The sequence below is a fragment of the Anaeromyxobacter diazotrophicus genome, from assembly GCF_013340205.1.
Classification (GTDB): domain Bacteria; phylum Myxococcota; class Myxococcia; order Myxococcales; family Anaeromyxobacteraceae; genus Anaeromyxobacter_A; species Anaeromyxobacter_A diazotrophicus.
This window is the reverse complement of sequence record NZ_BJTG01000007.1, coordinates 209,116-224,292: the sequence shown is the minus strand read 5'-3', so window position 1 is coordinate 224,292 and position 15,177 is coordinate 209,116. Positions and strand designations below refer to the sequence as shown.

Annotated in this window: 19 protein-coding genes; 2 read left to right on the top strand and 17 right to left on the bottom strand. The window is 73.8% G+C overall.

The window, feature by feature from the left end:
- Window positions 1-65: 65 nt before the first annotated feature.
- Entirely contained in the window at window positions 66-2,309 is a 2,244-nt protein-coding gene (locus HWY08_RS15550) for a GAF domain-containing sensor histidine kinase (RefSeq protein WP_176066812.1), read from the top strand.
- A 65-nt stretch (window positions 2,310-2,374) separates the two neighbouring features.
- On the top strand, window positions 2,375-3,769 hold the full coding sequence (locus HWY08_RS15545; RefSeq protein WP_176066810.1) for a sigma-54-dependent transcriptional regulator: 1,395 nt from the start codon (window positions 2,375-2,377) through the stop codon (window positions 3,767-3,769).
- A gap of 112 nt (window positions 3,770-3,881) precedes the next feature.
- Here the strand turns inward: HWY08_RS15545 and rsmI are convergent, their stop codons facing one another.
- From rsmI to HWY08_RS15460, 17 genes are all read right to left on the bottom strand, one after another.
- On the bottom strand, window positions 3,882-4,739 hold the full coding sequence (gene rsmI / locus HWY08_RS15540; RefSeq protein ID WP_235969656.1) for a 16S rRNA (cytidine(1402)-2'-O)-methyltransferase: 858 nt from the start codon (window positions 4,737-4,739) through the stop codon (window positions 3,882-3,884).
- The gene (locus HWY08_RS15535) at window positions 4,736-5,137 is read right to left on the bottom strand and encodes a YraN family protein (RefSeq protein WP_176066806.1); all 402 of its coding nucleotides are present in this window, start codon (window positions 5,135-5,137) and stop codon (window positions 4,736-4,738) included. The genes rsmI and HWY08_RS15535 overlap by 4 nt, the downstream gene beginning before the upstream one ends.
- On the bottom strand, window positions 5,134-7,005 hold the full coding sequence (locus tag HWY08_RS15530; RefSeq protein WP_176066804.1) for a hypothetical protein: 1,872 nt from the start codon (window positions 7,003-7,005) through the stop codon (window positions 5,134-5,136). The genes HWY08_RS15535 and HWY08_RS15530 overlap by 4 nt, the downstream gene beginning before the upstream one ends.
- Window positions 7,006-7,062: 57 nt before the next feature.
- The gene (gene rplS / locus HWY08_RS15525) at window positions 7,063-7,476 is read right to left on the bottom strand and encodes a 50S ribosomal protein L19 (RefSeq protein WP_176066802.1); all 414 of its coding nucleotides are present in this window, start codon (window positions 7,474-7,476) and stop codon (window positions 7,063-7,065) included.
- A 10-nt stretch (window positions 7,477-7,486) separates the two neighbouring features.
- Entirely contained in the window at window positions 7,487-8,230 is a 744-nt protein-coding gene (gene trmD / locus HWY08_RS15520; protein WP_176066800.1) for a tRNA (guanosine(37)-N1)-methyltransferase TrmD, read from the bottom strand.
- Window position 8,231: 1 nt separating this feature from the next.
- On the bottom strand, window positions 8,232-8,771 hold the full coding sequence (gene rimM / locus HWY08_RS15515; RefSeq protein ID WP_176066798.1) for a ribosome maturation factor RimM: 540 nt from the start codon (window positions 8,769-8,771) through the stop codon (window positions 8,232-8,234).
- Window positions 8,772-8,774: 3 nt separating this feature from the next.
- The gene (locus tag HWY08_RS15510) at window positions 8,775-9,005 is read right to left on the bottom strand and encodes a KH domain-containing protein (RefSeq protein ID WP_176066796.1); all 231 of its coding nucleotides are present in this window, start codon (window positions 9,003-9,005) and stop codon (window positions 8,775-8,777) included.
- A gap of 16 nt (window positions 9,006-9,021) precedes the next feature.
- Window positions 9,022-9,294: a 30S ribosomal protein S16 gene (rpsP, locus tag HWY08_RS15505; protein ID WP_176066794.1), complete on the bottom strand. Its 273-nt coding sequence runs from the start codon at window positions 9,292-9,294 to the stop codon at window positions 9,022-9,024.
- Window positions 9,295-9,408: 114 nt separating this feature from the next.
- Complete coding sequence (locus HWY08_RS15500) at window positions 9,409-9,996, bottom strand: phosphatase PAP2 family protein (RefSeq protein WP_176066792.1); 588 nt, start codon at window positions 9,994-9,996, stop codon at window positions 9,409-9,411.
- Between the two features lie 105 nt (window positions 9,997-10,101).
- The gene (gene rplQ / locus HWY08_RS15495) at window positions 10,102-10,542 is read right to left on the bottom strand and encodes a 50S ribosomal protein L17 (RefSeq protein WP_176066790.1); all 441 of its coding nucleotides are present in this window, start codon (window positions 10,540-10,542) and stop codon (window positions 10,102-10,104) included.
- A gap of 30 nt (window positions 10,543-10,572) precedes the next feature.
- Window positions 10,573-11,589 carry a DNA-directed RNA polymerase subunit alpha gene (locus HWY08_RS15490; RefSeq protein ID WP_176066788.1) on the bottom strand — a complete coding sequence of 339 codons (1,017 nt, stop codon included), beginning with the start codon at window positions 11,587-11,589 and terminating at the stop codon, window positions 10,573-10,575.
- 105 nt (window positions 11,590-11,694) lie between these two features.
- Window positions 11,695-12,321, bottom strand: a complete 627-nt coding sequence (rpsD, locus tag HWY08_RS15485) for a 30S ribosomal protein S4 (RefSeq protein WP_176066786.1) — start codon at window positions 12,319-12,321, stop codon at window positions 11,695-11,697.
- 15 nt (window positions 12,322-12,336) lie between these two features.
- Complete coding sequence (gene rpsK, locus HWY08_RS15480) at window positions 12,337-12,762, bottom strand: 30S ribosomal protein S11 (RefSeq protein ID WP_176067017.1); 426 nt, start codon at window positions 12,760-12,762, stop codon at window positions 12,337-12,339.
- A gap of 192 nt (window positions 12,763-12,954) precedes the next feature.
- On the bottom strand, window positions 12,955-13,347 hold the full coding sequence (gene rpsM, locus HWY08_RS15475) for a 30S ribosomal protein S13 (protein ID WP_176066784.1): 393 nt from the start codon (window positions 13,345-13,347) through the stop codon (window positions 12,955-12,957).
- Between the two features lie 37 nt (window positions 13,348-13,384).
- Window positions 13,385-13,501 carry a 50S ribosomal protein L36 gene (rpmJ, locus tag HWY08_RS15470; RefSeq protein WP_176066782.1) on the bottom strand — a complete coding sequence of 39 codons (117 nt, stop codon included), beginning with the start codon at window positions 13,499-13,501 and terminating at the stop codon, window positions 13,385-13,387.
- A gap of 199 nt (window positions 13,502-13,700) precedes the next feature.
- Window positions 13,701-14,471, bottom strand: a complete 771-nt coding sequence (gene map, locus HWY08_RS15465) for a type I methionyl aminopeptidase (RefSeq protein WP_176066780.1) — start codon at window positions 14,469-14,471, stop codon at window positions 13,701-13,703.
- Window positions 14,472-14,514: 43 nt separating this feature from the next.
- Complete coding sequence (locus tag HWY08_RS15460; RefSeq protein ID WP_176066778.1) at window positions 14,515-15,165, bottom strand: adenylate kinase; 651 nt, start codon at window positions 15,163-15,165, stop codon at window positions 14,515-14,517.
- Between the last annotated feature and the right edge of the window lie 12 nt (window positions 15,166-15,177).

The following is a 15,177-nucleotide window of genomic DNA, read 5'->3' as shown; positions in this document are numbered from 1 at the left end:
GCCGGCGGGCGCTCGTCATTTCACGCGTCGCGCCGCTCCCCCGATCGCGGTTAGGATCGGGGTCCGTGGACATCCGCACCCAGGCCTCGCTCCTCGCGGCGATCGTGACCCTGGCCCTGGCCGGCGCGGCCCTGCTGCGCGACAACCGCCCGCGGGTCTTCACCCTGTTCGCGCTCTTCGCGGCCAACCTCGGCCTCTACTCGCTGGCCGACTTCTTCCACCGCTGGCCGGGCGCCGAGCTCGGCTACGACGGCTGGGAGCGGGTGGCGGTGGTGATGGGGGCGCTGCTCCCGACCACCGGGCTCGCCTTCTTCCTCGAGTTCCTGGGCGTGGCGCGGCGGCCCGCCCGCCGCGCGCGCAACGCGATGCTGGCGGGCTCGGTCTCGGGCCTGGTGGTGGCGGCGTCGCCGCTCGTCCACGTCGCCGTCGCGAAGCTCGCCGTCACGCTCTACGTGGTCGGCGGGATGATGGCGGTGCTGACCGTCCTGTGGAACCGCCTCCACGGCGCCCCGACGCGGGTGGAGCGGGCCCGCCTCCTGTACCTCTTCATCGGCGCGTGCGTCGCGGTCGCCCTCTCCACCCTCGACGTCCTGCCCCGCTTCGGCCTGCCCTACCCGCTCGAGGGGCTCGGCGCCATCACGCTCACCGTCTTCATGTTCTTCCTGTCGCAGACGCTCCTGCGGCACCGGCTGCTCGACCTGCACGAGTTCCTGGGGAAGATCGTGGTGGTGACCGCGCTCGGCCTGGTGCTGGTCGCGATCTACGGCGGGCTCGTCTCCTGGGTCGGCAACCGGCCCGAGCTCTTCTACTTCAACACCCTCGTCGCCTCCTTCGTCATCCTCTCGCTCTTCGAGCCGCTGCGGGAGAAGGTCGAGGAGTGGGTGATCGTGACGCTGTTCCGCGAGCGGTACGAGCTGGTGCGGCACCTCGAGCAGCTGCGGGACCGGATCGCCACCGTCATCGACCCGCCGCGCCTCGCGACCGTGCTGCTCGACGGCCTGGCCGAGACCCGGCGGGTGACCCACGCCTCCCTGTGGCTGTTCGCGGAGGACCGCCCCGGCTTCCGGCTCCTCGACAGCCGCGGCCCGCCCCCGGCGCCGTTCCTCGAGCCGGCGGTGGCGCGGGCCCTGCTCGGCGCCGCCGGCAGCGGGCAGAAGGCGATCCTCCTCGAGAACATCGAGCGCCGGCTCGCCGAGCTGCGCGCCTACCTCCCGCCGGGGCCGACCGACGCGGAGGGGCGCGGCGCCCCGGCGGCGGTGGCGGAGGAGCTGAAGCGGCTCGGCGACGCCAAGGGGGCGATGGCCACCATGCGCGCCGGCATCGCCATGCCGCTCACCGCCAGCGATCGCGTGGTCGGGTTCCTCGCCTGCTGGGACGAGCGGGTGCCGGAGGCCTTCGCCTCGAACGAGATCGCCGCCCTCATCGAGGTGTCCGACCGGGCCGCCCTCGTCATCGAGAACTCCAAGCTGTACCAGCAGATGAAGGAGCGCGACCGCCTGGCGGCGCTGGGCGAGATGGCGGCCGGCCTGGCGCACGAGATCCGCAACCCGCTCGCCGCCATCCAGGGCGCCATCCAGCTGCTCCTGCCGCAGGGCGCGCCCAGGCCGGGCGAGCCGCTGGCCGAGGGCGCGAGCGAGTTCCTCGGCATCATCGCCGACGAGGTGAAGCGGCTCAACGCGGTGGTGACGCAGTTCCTCGACTACTCGCGCCCGGCGCGCGCCGCGCTCGCCCCCGGCGACGTGAACGAGGTGCTGGGCCGGACCCTGGCGCTGCTCCAGGCCGACCTGCCGCCGGCGGTGAAGCTCGCCGTCGAGCTCGCGCCCGAGCTGCCGCGCGTGTCGTGCGATCCGGAGCAGCTGCGGCAGGTGTTCCTCAACCTCGCCCTCAACGCGGTGCAGGCGATGCCGCACGGGGGCGAGCTGCGCATCTCCACCCGGCTGGCCCGCGACGAGGTCGCGCTCTGGCGCGACACCCCGCGGCGGAGCGACCTGGTGGAGGTGCGGTTCCGCGACACCGGGCCCGGCATCCCCGAGGAGGCGCGCGACCACATCTTCGTGCCGTTCTACACCACGAAGGAGAAGGGCACCGGGCTCGGCCTCGCCATCTGCCAGCGCATCGTGAAGTCGCACGGCGGGACCATCGGCGTGCGCTCGGCGGCGGGCGAGGGCGCGGAGTTCGTGATCGCGCTGCCCGCGCTCTGGGAGGGCCGGCCCGAGAAGACCGAGCCGTCCACGTCCACGCCCGCGCCCAAGCCGGAGCGGCGCGTGCGGCGGCGACGCCGGCGCCGGCCCGCTCCCAAGTCGGTGTAGCGGGGCCTGCAGCCACACCAACCCCGCCGCTGCCCTTTCGCGTCACCCCGTGGTAATCACGCCCCGTGCCCCACGTCCTCATCGTCGACGACGAGCTCAACATCCGCCGGGTGCTGGCGGCCATGCTGAAGCGGGAGGGGTACGAGGTCACCACCGCCGCCGACGGCGAGCAGGCGCTGGCCGTGCTGCAGAAGACGCCGGTCCACGTGGTGGTGACCGACCTCGTCATGCCGCGGATGAGCGGGCTCGTCCTGCTGGAGCGGGCGCAGGCCGAGTTCCCGGACGTCCCGGTCATCATGATCACCGCCCACGGCACGGTGGACAGCGCCGTCCAGGCGCTCAAGGCGGGCGCGTTCGACTACATCACCAAGCCCTTCGAGCAGGAGGAGCTGAAGAAGGTCATCGCCAAGGCGGCCCGGGCCCACGAGCTCGAGCGCCAGAACGTGCACGCGGCCGCGGCGCCGCTGGTGGGCGCCTCGCCCTCGATGCGCCAGGTGTACGAGATCGTGGCCAAGGTGGCCGACTCGCCCTCGACCGTGCTCATCACCGGCGAGAGCGGCACCGGAAAGGAGCTGGTGGCCCGCGAGATCCACCGGCGCTCCTCCCGCCGCGACAAGCCCCTCATCAAGGTGAACTGCGCCGCCATCCCCAAGGACCTCGTCGAGAGCGAGCTCTTCGGCTACGAGAAGGGCGCCTTCACCGGCGCGGTCGGCTCCAAGCCGGGCCGCTTCGAGCTCGCCGACGGCGGCACGCTCTTCCTGGACGAGATCGGGGAGATCCCGGTCGAGATGCAGGTGAAGCTCCTCCGCGCGCTGCAGGAGTCCGAGTTCGAGCGCGTGGGCGGCATCCGGACGCTGAAGGTGGACGTGCGGCTCATCGCGGCCACCAACCGCGACCTCAAGGCGCTCATCGCCGACGGCCGGTTCCGGGAGGACCTGTACTACCGCCTGGCGGTGGTGCCGGTCGGGCTCCCGCCGCTGCGCGATCGCAAGGACGACATCCCGCTCCTGGTCGAGCACTTCATCGCGAAGTACGACCAGCGGCTCGGCAAGAAGGTGGAGCGGGTCGACGACGAGGCCCTGCAGACGCTGCTCGCCTACGGGTGGCCCGGCAACATCCGCGAGCTCGAGAACCTGATGGAGCGCTCGGTGCTGTTCGCCGACGGCCCGGTCATCGAGGGCGCCTCGCTGCCGGACGCGCTGCGCGAGCGCACGCCCGGGGCGGCCACCCCCATCGCCGCGGTCGGCCCGCTCGGCGCCATCGCCGCCCCGAGCGGCGCCTCGATGAAGGAGATCGTGCGCCAGGCGCAGGCGGAGCTGGAGAAGGAGCTCATCGGCCGGGCGCTGGAGGAGACGGGCGGGAACGTCACGCGCGCGGCGAAGCGGCTCCAGATCAGCCGCAAGTCGCTGCAGGTGAAGATGAAGGAGCTGGGGCTGCGGGGGGGCGAAGGGGAGGAGTGAGGGGCGGGGGCGACCTCGTCGACCTTCGACCGCGACCGCGACCTTCGACCGCGACCTTCGACCGCGACCGCGACCTTCGACCGCGACCGCGACCGCGACCGCGTCCGCGAGCCTACCGGCCCTTGAGGCGCTCCAGCGCCGCGTAGACGTCGGCGCGCTTCAGGCCGCGCGCCTTCGCCACCTCGCGTGCGATCGCGCTCGGCGCCTCGCCGGCCGCCATCCGGCGGCGCAGCGCGTCCTCCAGTGGCTCGGGCGCGGGTTCCTCCGCCGGCGTCCCCTGGGCGGCGCCCGCCACCACCAGCGTCACCTCGCCCCGGGCGCCGGCCGCGAACCGCTCCGCCAGCTCGCGCAGCGTGCCGCGCGCGAGCTCCTCGTGGAGCTTGGTCAGCTCGCGCGCCACCGCCGCCGGCCGGTCGCCCAGCGCCGCCGCCAGGTCGGAGAGCGTCTCCGGGGTGCGGTTGCCGGCCTCGTAGATCACGAGCGTGGCCGGGAGCTGGCGCAGGAGCGCCAGCGCCTCCGCCCGGCCGCCGCCCTTGCGCGGGAGGAAGCCCTGCACGAAGAAGCGGTCGGAGGGGAGCCCCGAGGCCACCAGCGCCGTCACCGCGGCGCACGGGCCGGGGAGCGGCACCACCCGCGCGCCCGCCTCCCAGGCGGCGGCCACGAGCTGCTGGCCGGGGTCGGACACGCCGGGGGTGCCCGCGTCGGTGCAGAGGGCCACCTCCTCGCCCGCGGCCAGCCGCGCCAGCACCGGCCCGAGCCGCCCGCGCTCGTCGAAGGCGGGCAGCGCGAGGAGCTGCGGCGCGGGCGCGCCCAGGTGGGCGAAGAGCTGCAGCGTCCGCCGGGTGTCCTCGGCGGCCACCGCGCGGACGCGGCGCAGCACCTCGGCGGCGCGGGGGGTGAGGTCGCCCAGGTTGCCGATGGGCGTCGCCACCACGTACAGCGTGCCGCGCCCGGCGGAGGGCTCGCTCACGTCCACCGCCCGTCGGCGTCGAAGGCGCCACGGAAGAGCGTGCAGCGCGGGGCGGGGCCGGAGAGGTCGACCGCCACCACGTCGAAGCGCATGGGCTGCGAGAGCCCGCCGTGGCGCAGCGCCCAGTCGGTGGCCGCGCCCACCACCCGGCGCGCCTTGGCCACCGTCACCGACTCCTCGGGCGGGCCGTAGTCGCCCCGGGTCCGGCTGCGGACCTCGACGAAGCAGAGGGTCGCGCCCTCGCGGCAGACGAGGTCGACCTCGCCGCGGCGGGTGGCGTGGTTCCTCGCCAGCACGCGGTAGCCCTGCCCCTCCAGGAAGGCGGCCGCGAGCGCCTCGGCCTCGCGCCCGCGGGCGCCGCGCTCCGCCGGGGCGGCGCCCCGGGGCCGCGCCGTCACGGCGCCGCCTGCGCCACGTGGTCGGCCGCCTCGCGGCAGGCCGGGTCGTTCGTGGCGTGCAGGAGCTGCCCCGGCCGCGCCAGCTGCTTGAGCAGCCGGCCCGCCAGCCGGCGCGCCGCCTCCGGCAGCGGCGCGAACACGTCGTCGACCAGCGCCACCCGCCGCCCCCCGGCGAGCGCGCGCTCCAGGAAGGCCAGCTTCACGGAGAGGAAGAGCAGGTCGCGATCGAGCGCCGGGAGCTGGTCCGCCGGGGTGACGCGCGTCCCGGCCTGCGCCACCACCCGGCCGCCGCGGTCGAGCGCAAACGCCCCCAGGCGCCCGCCGGAGAGCGCCGCCAGGAGCTGCGACCCGCGCGGCCGGATCGCCTCGACGGCCGCCTCCGGGCTGCCGCCCAGGGCTGCGGCGGCGCACGCGAGGACCTCCGGGAAGGGGTCCGCCGCCTCGGGCGCGGCCGTGGCCGTGGCCGGGGTCGCCGCGCCCGCCGGGGCCGGCGCCGGCGCGGCCGGCGCGGCCGCCTCCGCCTCGATGCGGGAGATCTCCATCTCGATGGAGCGCGGGTCGCGGACGAACCCGCCCGCCACCTCGGTCAGGGCGTGCTCGACCCCGCGCAGCTCCGACTCCACGGCGGCGCGCTCCTGCTCGGCCGAGCGGGTCGCCTCGCTCGACTCCAGCTCCGCCAGGCGCGCCCGGGCGGCCTCGGCGGCGCCCCGGGCGTCGGCGAGCCGCTGCAGGGCGTCCCTCAGCTCCCCGAGGCCGCTGACGCCCAGCGCCGCCAGCGCCTCCCGCACCTCGGCCGACTCCCGCTCGAACGCCTCCTGGACCTTGTGCTCGTGCTCGTCGACGAGCTGCCGACGCCGGCCCAGGCGGCCGCGCCCCTCGAGCGCCTGCACCCAGCCCAGGGCGACCCAGGCCGCCCAGCCGAACGCTGGGATGTCGAGCAGGGCCAGGTAGCGGAGCTCCGCGCTGCGCCGGAGCGCGATCCCGGCCGCGACGGCGCCCAGCCCCACGACGACGCCCGCCCACCAGCGCGGATCGGCCCAGGGGGGCCGGGGAGCGCCCACCGCCTCCGCGTCGGCCAGCGCGGCGCGGTCCGCCTCCACCTTGGCGAGCCCCTCGTCGCGCCGCGCGGTGGCCCGCCCGTGCGCGGCGAGCTTGGCCTCGACGTCGCCGAGCTTCTCCGCGACCGCGGCCGCCGGCGCGTTGCCGGCGACCTGCGCCTCGGCCGCCGCCACCGCGTCGCGCAGGCGCGCCCCCTCGCGGAGCGCCTCCTCCGCCTTGAAGAGCCGGCTCTGCAGTCCGTCGAGCTGGTACTGGAGCTTCTCGGCCCGCTCGGCGCGGGCGAGCTCGGCGCGGAGCTCGGCCAGGCGCCGGCTCGCCTGGGCGGGGTCGAGCGCCCGCCGGGGGGCGGGCGCCGCGGCGGGCACGGCCGCGGGGGCGGGCGCGCCCCGGCGCGAGGGCAGGTCGGAGAGGGCGAGGGTGAGCAGGCGCGCCTCGGCGGGCCCGGGCAGCCCCACCCGCTCGGCGAGCGCCCGCGCCACCGCGGCCGGCTCCTGGGCCACCAGCGCGAAGGCGCGCCGCTGGGGATCCAGCCGCTGGAGCTGGAAGCCCGCGGCGAAGTCGCGCACGAGCCGCCAGGTGCCGCCGTCGTCGCCGAGCACCGTCGCGCCGGCGCGCAGCGCGCCGCGCCCGGGGGCGCTGCCGCAGAGCGCCTCGGCGTCGCCGGGCGCGGGGCGGAACAGCGCCTCGAGCAGGCGGCGCAGCGAGGCGCCGTCGAACGGGACGAGGTTGTACCCCGGGCGCAGCCGGGCGCTCCCGCCGGACGGCGAGACACCCTTCACGCCCTGGGCCGCGATCTCGAGGAGCAGCACGACCGCGCGATGTTACCCGCTGCGGCCGCGGCGCGAAAGCACCGCGGCCGCGGCCGATCAGGCCTGGGGAGCGGGCGCGGCGGGCGCGCTCGCGGCGGCCGCGCCAGCGGCGGCGCCGAGCGGGCCCTCCTCCTGGTGGAGGCGGGCGGCCTTCCCCTGCAGCTCGCGCAGGTAGTACAGGCGGGAGCGGCGGACCTCGCCGTGGCCGAGGACCTCGATCCGGTCGATGCGGGGGCTGTGGACGGGGAACATGCGCTCCACGCCGACGCCGTAGCTGACCTTGCGCACGGTGAACATCGCGCGCGCGTCGCCCTTCTTGTGGCGGATGACGACGCCCTCGAAGACCTGGATGCGCTCCTTGTCGCCTTCCTTGATCTTCGTGTGCACGCGCACCGTGTCGCCGGACCGGAACTCCGGCACGTCCTTCCGCAGGTACTTCGCCTCGATGTCGCTGATCGCCTTGCGCAGCATCGCTCTCTCCTTACAGCTCGTCGTCCGCCGCCTCGAGGAGGCGGAGGTCCTGTTCCGTCGGCGTCAGCCTCGCGAAGAGGTCCGGCCGCCGCTCGCGGGTGACGCGCAGCGCCTCGCGCCGCCGCCACCGCTCGATCCGCCGGTGATCCCCGGACAGCAGGACCTCCGGAACCTTCATCCCCCGGTACGAAGGGGGCCGGGTGTAGTGCGGGTGCTCGAGCAGCCCGCCCTCTCCCGAGAAGCTCTCTTCCCCGGCGGAGCTCGCGTTGCCGAGCACCCCCGGGATGAACCGCGCCGCCGCGTCCACCAGCGCCAGCGCCGCCAGCTCTCCGCCGGTGAGCACGAAGTCTCCCAGCGACACCTCCACGTCCACCACCGACCGCACCCGCTCGTCGACGCCCTCGTAACGTCCGCAGGCGACGATCGCCCTGCCCTCCTCCGCCACCTGGCGCGCCAGCGCCTGGTCGAGCCGGACGCCGCGCGGGCTGGTGAGGAAGACCCTCGCGCCCGGCAACCGCTCGCGGGCCGCCTCGACGGCGGCGATGAGCGGCTCCGGCTTCATCACCATCCCGGCGCCGCCCCCGTAGGGCGCGTCGTCGGCCACCCGGTGCTTGCCCGAGGCGTGGTCGCGCACGTCGGCCACGTGCACCGCGAGGAGGCCGCTCTCCTGCGCCTTCCCGAGGATGCTCTCCCCCAGGTACCCCGTGCACATGCGGGGGAACAGCGTCAGGATCTCGACTTCCAGCTTCGCCACGTCACTCGCCTCGCCCGGGACCTCCCTCCGGCTCGCGTCCCTCGCCTGCCAGCTCCAAGAGCCCCTCCGGTGGATCCACCACCACCCGCCCCGCCGCGCGGTCCACCGTGACGTAGGGCGCGAGCGGCAGGAGCACCTCGCCGCGCCGCCCGGTCACCACCAGCACGTCCACCGCGCCCGTCTCGTACAGGCCGGTGACCGTCCCGACCGCCTCTCCACCCACCGTCACCACCGGCAGGCCCTCCAGATCGGCCCAGAAGTGCCGATCCTGCCCCGCCTCGCCGAGGTCCTCGCGCCACGCGAGCACCACCGACCCGACCAGCGCCTCCGCGGCGTCGCGGCCGCGGACGCCCTCCAGCTGCACCGCCCACACCCGCCCCTGCGGCCGGGCCAGCACCACCCGGCGCTCCTGCGCCGGTCCGTCGCCGCGCAGCAGCGCCACGCGCTCGAGGCCGCCCAGCGCGCCCTCCGACCCGGCCACGCCCACCAGCCCGTCGAGGCCGATCGCCCGGACCACCTTCCCGATGCGGACCGGCTCCACGCGCTAGTCGAGGATGTCGAGCACGGCCCGCCGCCCCTCGCGGCGCGCCGCCAGGTCGACCACGGTCCGCAGCGCCTTGGCGGTGCGGCCGCCGCGGCCGATGACGCGGCCGAGGTCGTCGGGGGCCACCGTCAGCTCGAGCACCGTCGAGCGATCGCGCTCGAGGGCGTCGACCTTCACGGCGCCCTTGTCCTGGACGAGCTGCTGGGCGAGCCAGACGACGAGGTCGCGCATGACGGCTCCGCGCGGGCTACTTGGACGCGGCCGCGCCGGCGGCGGGCGCCGCCTTCTTGGCGCGCTTCAGCACCATCGCCACCGTCTGGCTGGGCTTCGCGCCGACCTTGAGCCAGTGCTCGATGCGCTCGGTCTTGAGCTCGATGCGCTCCGGGCGCTGCGTGGGGTCGTACACGCCCACGTCCTCGAGGTACTTGCCGTCGCGGGCGTTGCGCGAGTCGGTCGCGACCACGTGATAGAAGGGCGCCTTGTGCGTACCGGCTCGGCTCAGCCGCAGGACCACTGCCATGTGCTGCCTCCTCTGAAACCTTTGGAAAATACGGAACGCCGAACCGCGGCGCCGCCGCGGCCCTCGGCCGTCCCTCGAAAAAGCGGATTCTTTTACGGGAGCTAGCCTGTCAAGTCAAGGACCGGCGCACCCGTCCGACTCGCGACCCGCCCCGAGCGCGAGGAGCACCCGCGCCGCGCGGTGCCACAGGAGGTGCGTCGAGGCGCCGACCAGCGCGCCGAGCGCCCAGCCGCCCGCGACGTCCGCGACCCAGTGCGCGCCCAGGTAGACGCGGGACAGTCCCCCCAGAAGGGCGAGGACCAGCACCCACCTCACCCGCCGCCCGTAGGCGAGGAGCGCGCAGGCGGCCAGGGTCGCGACGGCGCTCGCGTGGCCGCTCGGGAATCCGAGCTGGAAGAGCGGCTCGAGCCCCACCCTGACCTGGGCCGGGCCATAGATGGCGAGCGGCCGGGGCGTCGCGAAGAGCTCCTTGAGCTGCTGGACCGCCGCGCCGCCGGCGGCGAGCCCGAGCGCGACCGGCAGGTAGGCGACGGCGAGCCGCCGCAGGTCGCGCTCGAGCCAGGCGAAGAGCGCCAGCCCGAGCAGCGCCTGCGCCCAGCCCTCGCACGCGACGGAGAGGACGGCGGCGGGCAGGTCGAGCCAGGGTCGCTGCAGCGCGTGGTGGACCGCCAGGAAGGGGTCGTGCGCGTAGAGCGGCGGCATCGGCCTCCGGTTCTACCAGGGCCGCGCGGCGCGCGCGCACCGGAGACGCGAACGCCGCCCCGGCGGACCGGGGCGGCGCTCGAAGACCTCGACGTGCGTGAAGCCCTAGGCGGACTTCTCGGCCGCGGGGGCCTTCGCCTTCTTCTTGGCCTTCGGCTCCTCGCCCTCGCCCTCGGCCGCGGCGGGCGCGCTGCGCTCGACGAGCTCGATCATGGACATGTCGGCGGCGTCGCCGGCGCGGCGGCCCATGTGAATGATGCGGGTGTAGCCGCCGGCGCGCGCCTTGAAGCGGGGCCCGAGCGTGTCGAACAGCTTGTTCAGCACCTCGACGTCACGGACGTCGCGGTTTGCCTGCCGCCGCGCGTGCGCGGTGCCCTGCTTGGCGAGCGTGATGAACTTGTCGGCGAAGCGCTTCATCTCCTTCGCCTTGGGCGTGGTGGTGACGATCCGCTCGTGGCGGAAGAGGCTGGTCACCATGTTGCGGAACATGGCCGTGCGGTGCTCGGTGGTGCGGTCGAGCCTGCGGCCGACGACGCGGTGCTTCATGGGGATATCTCCTCAGGTGTCCGTGCGACGCTAGGCCTTGGGGGCCTGCGGCGCGGTCTTGGGCGGCCAGTTCTCGAGCTTCATCCCGAGGGAGAGGCCCATCTCGGCCAGGATCTCCTTGATCTCCTTGAGCGACTTCCGGCCGAAGTTCTTCGTCTTCAGCATCTCGGCCTCGGTCTTCTGCACGAGGTCGCCGATGCTCTTGATGTTCGCGTTCTGCAGGCAGTTCGCGCTGCGGACCGAGAGCTCGAGCTCGTCCACGGAGCGGAACAGGTTCTCGTTGAGCTTCGTCTCCTCGATGGCGACCGGCTCGACGCTGGGCTCCTCGGTCTCGTCGAAGTTGATGAAGATCGAGAGCTGCTCCTTCACGATCTTGGCCGCGTAGGCGACCGCGTCGGCCGGCGCGACCGAGCCGTCGGTCCACACCTCGAGCGTGAGCTTGTCGTAGTCGGTCTGCTGCCCGACGCGCGCGTTGGTGACCTGGTAGTTCACCTTGCGGATGGGGCTGAAGAGCGCGTCGATCGGGATGGTGCCGATGGGCTGCCCGGCCACCTTGTTGCGCTCCGACGGGACGTAGCCGCGGCCGCGGCGCGCGGTGAGCTCCATCCGGACCCGGCCGCCCTCGCTGATGGTGAGGAGGTGGTGCCCGGGGTTCAGGATCTCGACCTGGCCGTCGGTGATGATGTCGCCGGCCTTGATCTCCTTCGGCCCCTCGGCCTCGATCCGCACCGTCTTCACCTCGTTGGTGTGGATCTGGAGCAGGACCTCCTTGAGGTTGAGGATGACGTCGGTGACGTCCTCGGCCACCTCGGGGATGGTCATGAACTCGTGCTCCACCCCCTCGATCTTGACCGAGGTGATGGCCGCGCCCTGCAGGCTCGAGAGGAGCACGCGGCGCAGCGAGTTGCCGAGCGTGATGCCGAAGCCGCGCTCCAGCGGCTCGGCCACGAACTTGCCGTAGGTGTTGGTGAGGCTGTCCTGGTCGACCTGCAGGCCGCGAGGCTTGATGAGGTCGCGCCAGTTCTTCGTGACGATGGCGTCTGCCATGGGCTGTCTCCTCGTGCCGCCGCCCCCTCCCCGCCTCCGCCAGCCGAGCGGAGGCGAGGCGCCGTGAGGCGCGCGGCCGTGTTGAACGTGAAGTGAACGGGCCGATTACTTGGAGTAGAGCTCGACGATGAGCTGCTCCTGGATCGGCATGGTGATGTCCTCGCGGGCCGGCTGCGTCTTGACGGTGCCCTTGAAGCCGCCCTTGTCGAGCTCGAGCCACTGCGGCACGCCGCGGCGGTCGACGGTCTCGAGCGCCTCGCTGATGCGCACCACCTTCTTCGACCGGTCCTTCAGCTCGACCTTGTCGCCCATCTTCAGGCGGAAGGACGGGATGTTGACCTTGCGGCCGTTGACGCGGAAGTGGCCGTGGCGGACGAGCTGGCGCGCCTCGTTGCGGGTGTCGGCGAAGCCGAGCCGGAACACGACGTTGTCGAGCCGGAGCTCGAGCGTCTGCAGGAGGTTGTCGCCGGTCTTGCCCTTCGCCGCCGCCGCGTTGGCGTAGGCGTGCCGGAAGTCGGCCTCCAGCATGCCGTACATCCGCTTGACCTTCTGCTTCTCGCGGAGCTGGACGCCGTACTCGGAGAACTTGATGCGGCCCTGGCCGTGCTGGCCCGGGGGGTAGGGACGGCGCTCGATGGCGCACTTGTCCGTGTAGCAGCGATCACCCTTCAGGTACATCTTGAGGTTCTCGCGGCGGCAGAGCCGGCAGACGCTTTCGGTGTAACGAGCCACGTGGTTCTCCTGGTCTCAGACGCGGCGGCGCTTGGGGGGCCGGCAGCCGTTGTGCGGGATGGGGGTGACGTCGCGGATGAGCGAGATCTTGAGGCCGGCGGCCGAGAGGGCCCGCAGGGCCGACTCGCGGCCGGCGCCCGGACCGGAGACCTGCACCGTGACGCTCTTCAGGCCGTGCTCCATCGCCTTCGCGGCGGCGTCGCCCGCGGCGACCTGGGCCGCGAACGGCGTCGACTTGCGCGAGCCCTTGAACCCGCGCGCGCCGGCCGAGGACCACGAGATCACGTTCCCCGTGACGTCGGTGATGGTGATCTGGGTGTTGTTGAAGCTGGCCGCGATGTGGACGATCCCGGCCGCGATGTTCTTCTTCACCCGCTTCTTCCCCTTCTTGGGGACGACGGGCGAGGCGGTGACGGGCTCGATGCCGCCCAGGTTGGGCATGGCCGGCGCCGTCGGCTCCTCGGTTTTGGGCGCCGCCGCGGCGGGCTTCTTCTCGGCGTTCTGCTTCTCGTCGGCCACTCTGTTCTCCTCGGTTCTCTGGCGGCGGGGGACCAGGCCCCCTGCCCTACGAGTTCGTCGCGCCCGCTTCGGCGGAGGTTCGACCCCCGCCCGGCGCGTGTCGGGTTCGGTCGGCTAGGCCTTGGGGGCCGGGGCGGCGGCGGCCGGCTTCCGGACGAGGCCGCGCTTCGGGCCCTTGCGGGTGCGGGCGTTGGTGTGCGTGCGCTGGCCGCGGACCGGCAGGCCCTTGCGGTGGCGCAGGCCGCGGTAGCAGCCGAGGTCCATGAGCCGCTTCACGTTCATGGAGATCTCGCGGCGGAGGTCGCCCTCGACCTTGAACGACTGCTCGATGGTCTCGCGCAGCCGGCGCACCTCGTCGTCGGTGAGATCCTTGGTCCGGGTCGTCACGGAGACGCCGGCGTTCCCGCAGATCTTCTTCGCGGAGGTCCTGCCGATTCCGTAGATGTACTGGAGCGAGATCTCGATGCGCTTCTCGCGGGGGAGGTCGACGCCTGCGATACGGGCCATCTTCGCTGTTCTCCTGGTTCCTGGCGGTGCGCCGGGGCTAGCCCTGGCGCTGCTTGTGGCGCGGGTTGGCGGGGCAGATGATCCGCACGACGCCCTTGCGCTTGATGACCTTGCACTTGTCGCAAATCTTCTTGACCGACGCGCGGACCTTCATGATGCCACTGCCTCCCGAGAAAAAATCTCGCTCGTCCAGACGAAAAGCCCCGCCGCGGCTTCCGGCGGGACTGGCGACCGGGGATGTCCCGGAGCGCCGTCACTTCAAAGCTCTCGCACCGCCCTCCCCCACCTCGGGCAGTTTGCGAAGGGCGCCCTATAACACAGGCATTCCGCCCCTGCAACGTCTGCCGCGCGCTTCAACCTCTTTTCGGGGGCTCCGACAGCACCACCGGCCCGTCCTCCGTGATGGCGACCGTGTGCTCGAAGTGGGCGGAGAGGCTGCCGTCCGCCGTCACCGCCGTCCAGCCGTCGTCCAGCGTCCTCACCTCGAACCCGCCCGCGTTCACCATGGGCTCGATGGCGAGCACCATGCCGGGCCGGAGCCTGAGCCCCGTCCCGGGGGCGCCGTAGTTCGGGACCTGCGGCGGCTCGTGCAGCTTGCGGCCGATGCCGTGCCCGACGAAGTCGCGCACGACCGAGCAGCCCTCCCCCTCCACGTACTGCTGCACCGCGAACCCCACGTCCCCGAGCCGGGCGTCCGGCACCGCCGCCGCCACCCCGCGCCTGAGCGCCTCCGCCCCCACCTGGAGCAGGCGCGCCGCCGCCGGCGAGACCCGGCCCACCGGCACGGTGCGCGCCGCGTCGCCGAACCAGCCGCCGAGCGAGACGCCGAAGTCGAGCCCGACCACGTCGCCCTCGACCAGCGCCCGCCGGTCGGAGGGGATGCCGTGCACCACCTCGTCGTTCACCGAAATGCAGATGACGGCCGGGTAGCCGTGGTAGCCGAGGAAGGCCGGCGTCGCGCCCCGGGCCGCGGTGGCCCGCGCGGCGAGCCGGTCGAGCTCGCCGGTGGTCACCCCCGGCACGGCGGCCGCGGCCACCTCGGCCAGCACGTCGTGCACGACGAGGCTCGCCTCGCGGATGCGGGCGATCTCGGCAGCGCTCCTCAGCTCCAGGTGCTCCCTCATGCCAGCGCGGCGGCCTCCCCGCCGTCGGCGGGGCTCCGCCCGATCATCGCGCCGCGCCCAGCGCGAGCTTCGTGGCGGCGAGGATGCCGTCCGGCGTGCCGACGCCCTCGATCTCGGCCACCTTGCCGCGCTCCTGGTAGAAGCGCTTGAGCGGCCAGGTCTTGTCGGCGTACTCCTGCATCCGCTTCTTGACGTTCTCGGGGCGGTCGTCGTCGCGCTGGACGAGGGCGGCGCCCTCCCGGTCGCAGACGCCCGGCGCGCGCGGCGGGTTCGCCGACACGTGGTAGACCGCCCCGCACTTCGGGCAGCTCCGCCGGCCGCTGATGCGCTCGACGACGAGCTCCTCCGCCACCTCGTACGAGAGCACGCGGTCGATGTGCCGCCCCATCGACTGGAGCAGCGCCTCGAGGTACTCGGCCTGGGCGGTGGTGCGGGGATAGCCGTCGAGGATGAAGCCGGGCCCGACGTCCGGGCGGCCCAGGCGGTCCTTCACGAGCGCGTTCGTCACGTCGTCGGTGACGAGGCCGCCCGCGTCCATGATGGCCTGGATCTTCTTGCCGAGCTCGGTGCCCCGCGCCTTGTGGTCGCGGAACATGTCGCCGGTCGAGATGTGCGGGATGCCGTACTCGCGCGCGAGCAGCTTCGCCTGCGTGCCCTTCCCCGCGCCGGGGGGACCGAGGAGGATGAGGATCATGGAGGTCTCCAG

Bases quoted from the DNA above. Each gene is read 5' to 3' on its own strand.
- rplS (WP_176066802.1), bottom strand. From the start codon at position 7,476: ATGCTGCGCAAGGCGATCAGCGACATCGAGGCGAAGTACCTGCGGAAG.
- HWY08_RS15510 (WP_176066796.1), bottom strand. From the start codon at position 9,005: ATGCGCGACCTCGTCGTCTGGCTCGCCCAGCAGCTCGTCCAGGACAAG.
- rpsP (WP_176066794.1), bottom strand. From the start codon at position 9,294: ATGGCAGTGGTCCTGCGGCTGAGCCGAGCCGGTACGCACAAGGCGCCC.
- HWY08_RS15500 (WP_176066792.1), bottom strand. From the start codon at position 9,996: ATGCCGCCGCTCTACGCGCACGACCCCTTCCTGGCGGTCCACCACGCG.
- rplQ (WP_176066790.1), bottom strand. From the start codon at position 10,542: ATGAAGCACCGCGTCGTCGGCCGCAGGCTCGACCGCACCACCGAGCAC.
- HWY08_RS15490 (WP_176066788.1), bottom strand. From the start codon at position 11,589: ATGGCAGACGCCATCGTCACGAAGAACTGGCGCGACCTCATCAAGCCT.
- rpsK (WP_176067017.1), bottom strand. From the start codon at position 12,762: ATGCCCAACCTGGGCGGCATCGAGCCCGTCACCGCCTCGCCCGTCGTC.
- rpsM (WP_176066784.1), bottom strand. From the start codon at position 13,347: ATGGCCCGTATCGCAGGCGTCGACCTCCCCCGCGAGAAGCGCATCGAG.
- rpmJ (WP_176066782.1), bottom strand. From the start codon at position 13,501: ATGAAGGTCCGCGCGTCGGTCAAGAAGATTTGCGACAAGTGCAAGGTC.
- map (WP_176066780.1), bottom strand. From the start codon at position 14,471: ATGAGGGAGCACCTGGAGCTGAGGAGCGCTGCCGAGATCGCCCGCATC.
- HWY08_RS15460 (WP_176066778.1), bottom strand. From the start codon at position 15,165: ATGATCCTCATCCTCCTCGGTCCCCCCGGCGCGGGGAAGGGCACGCAG.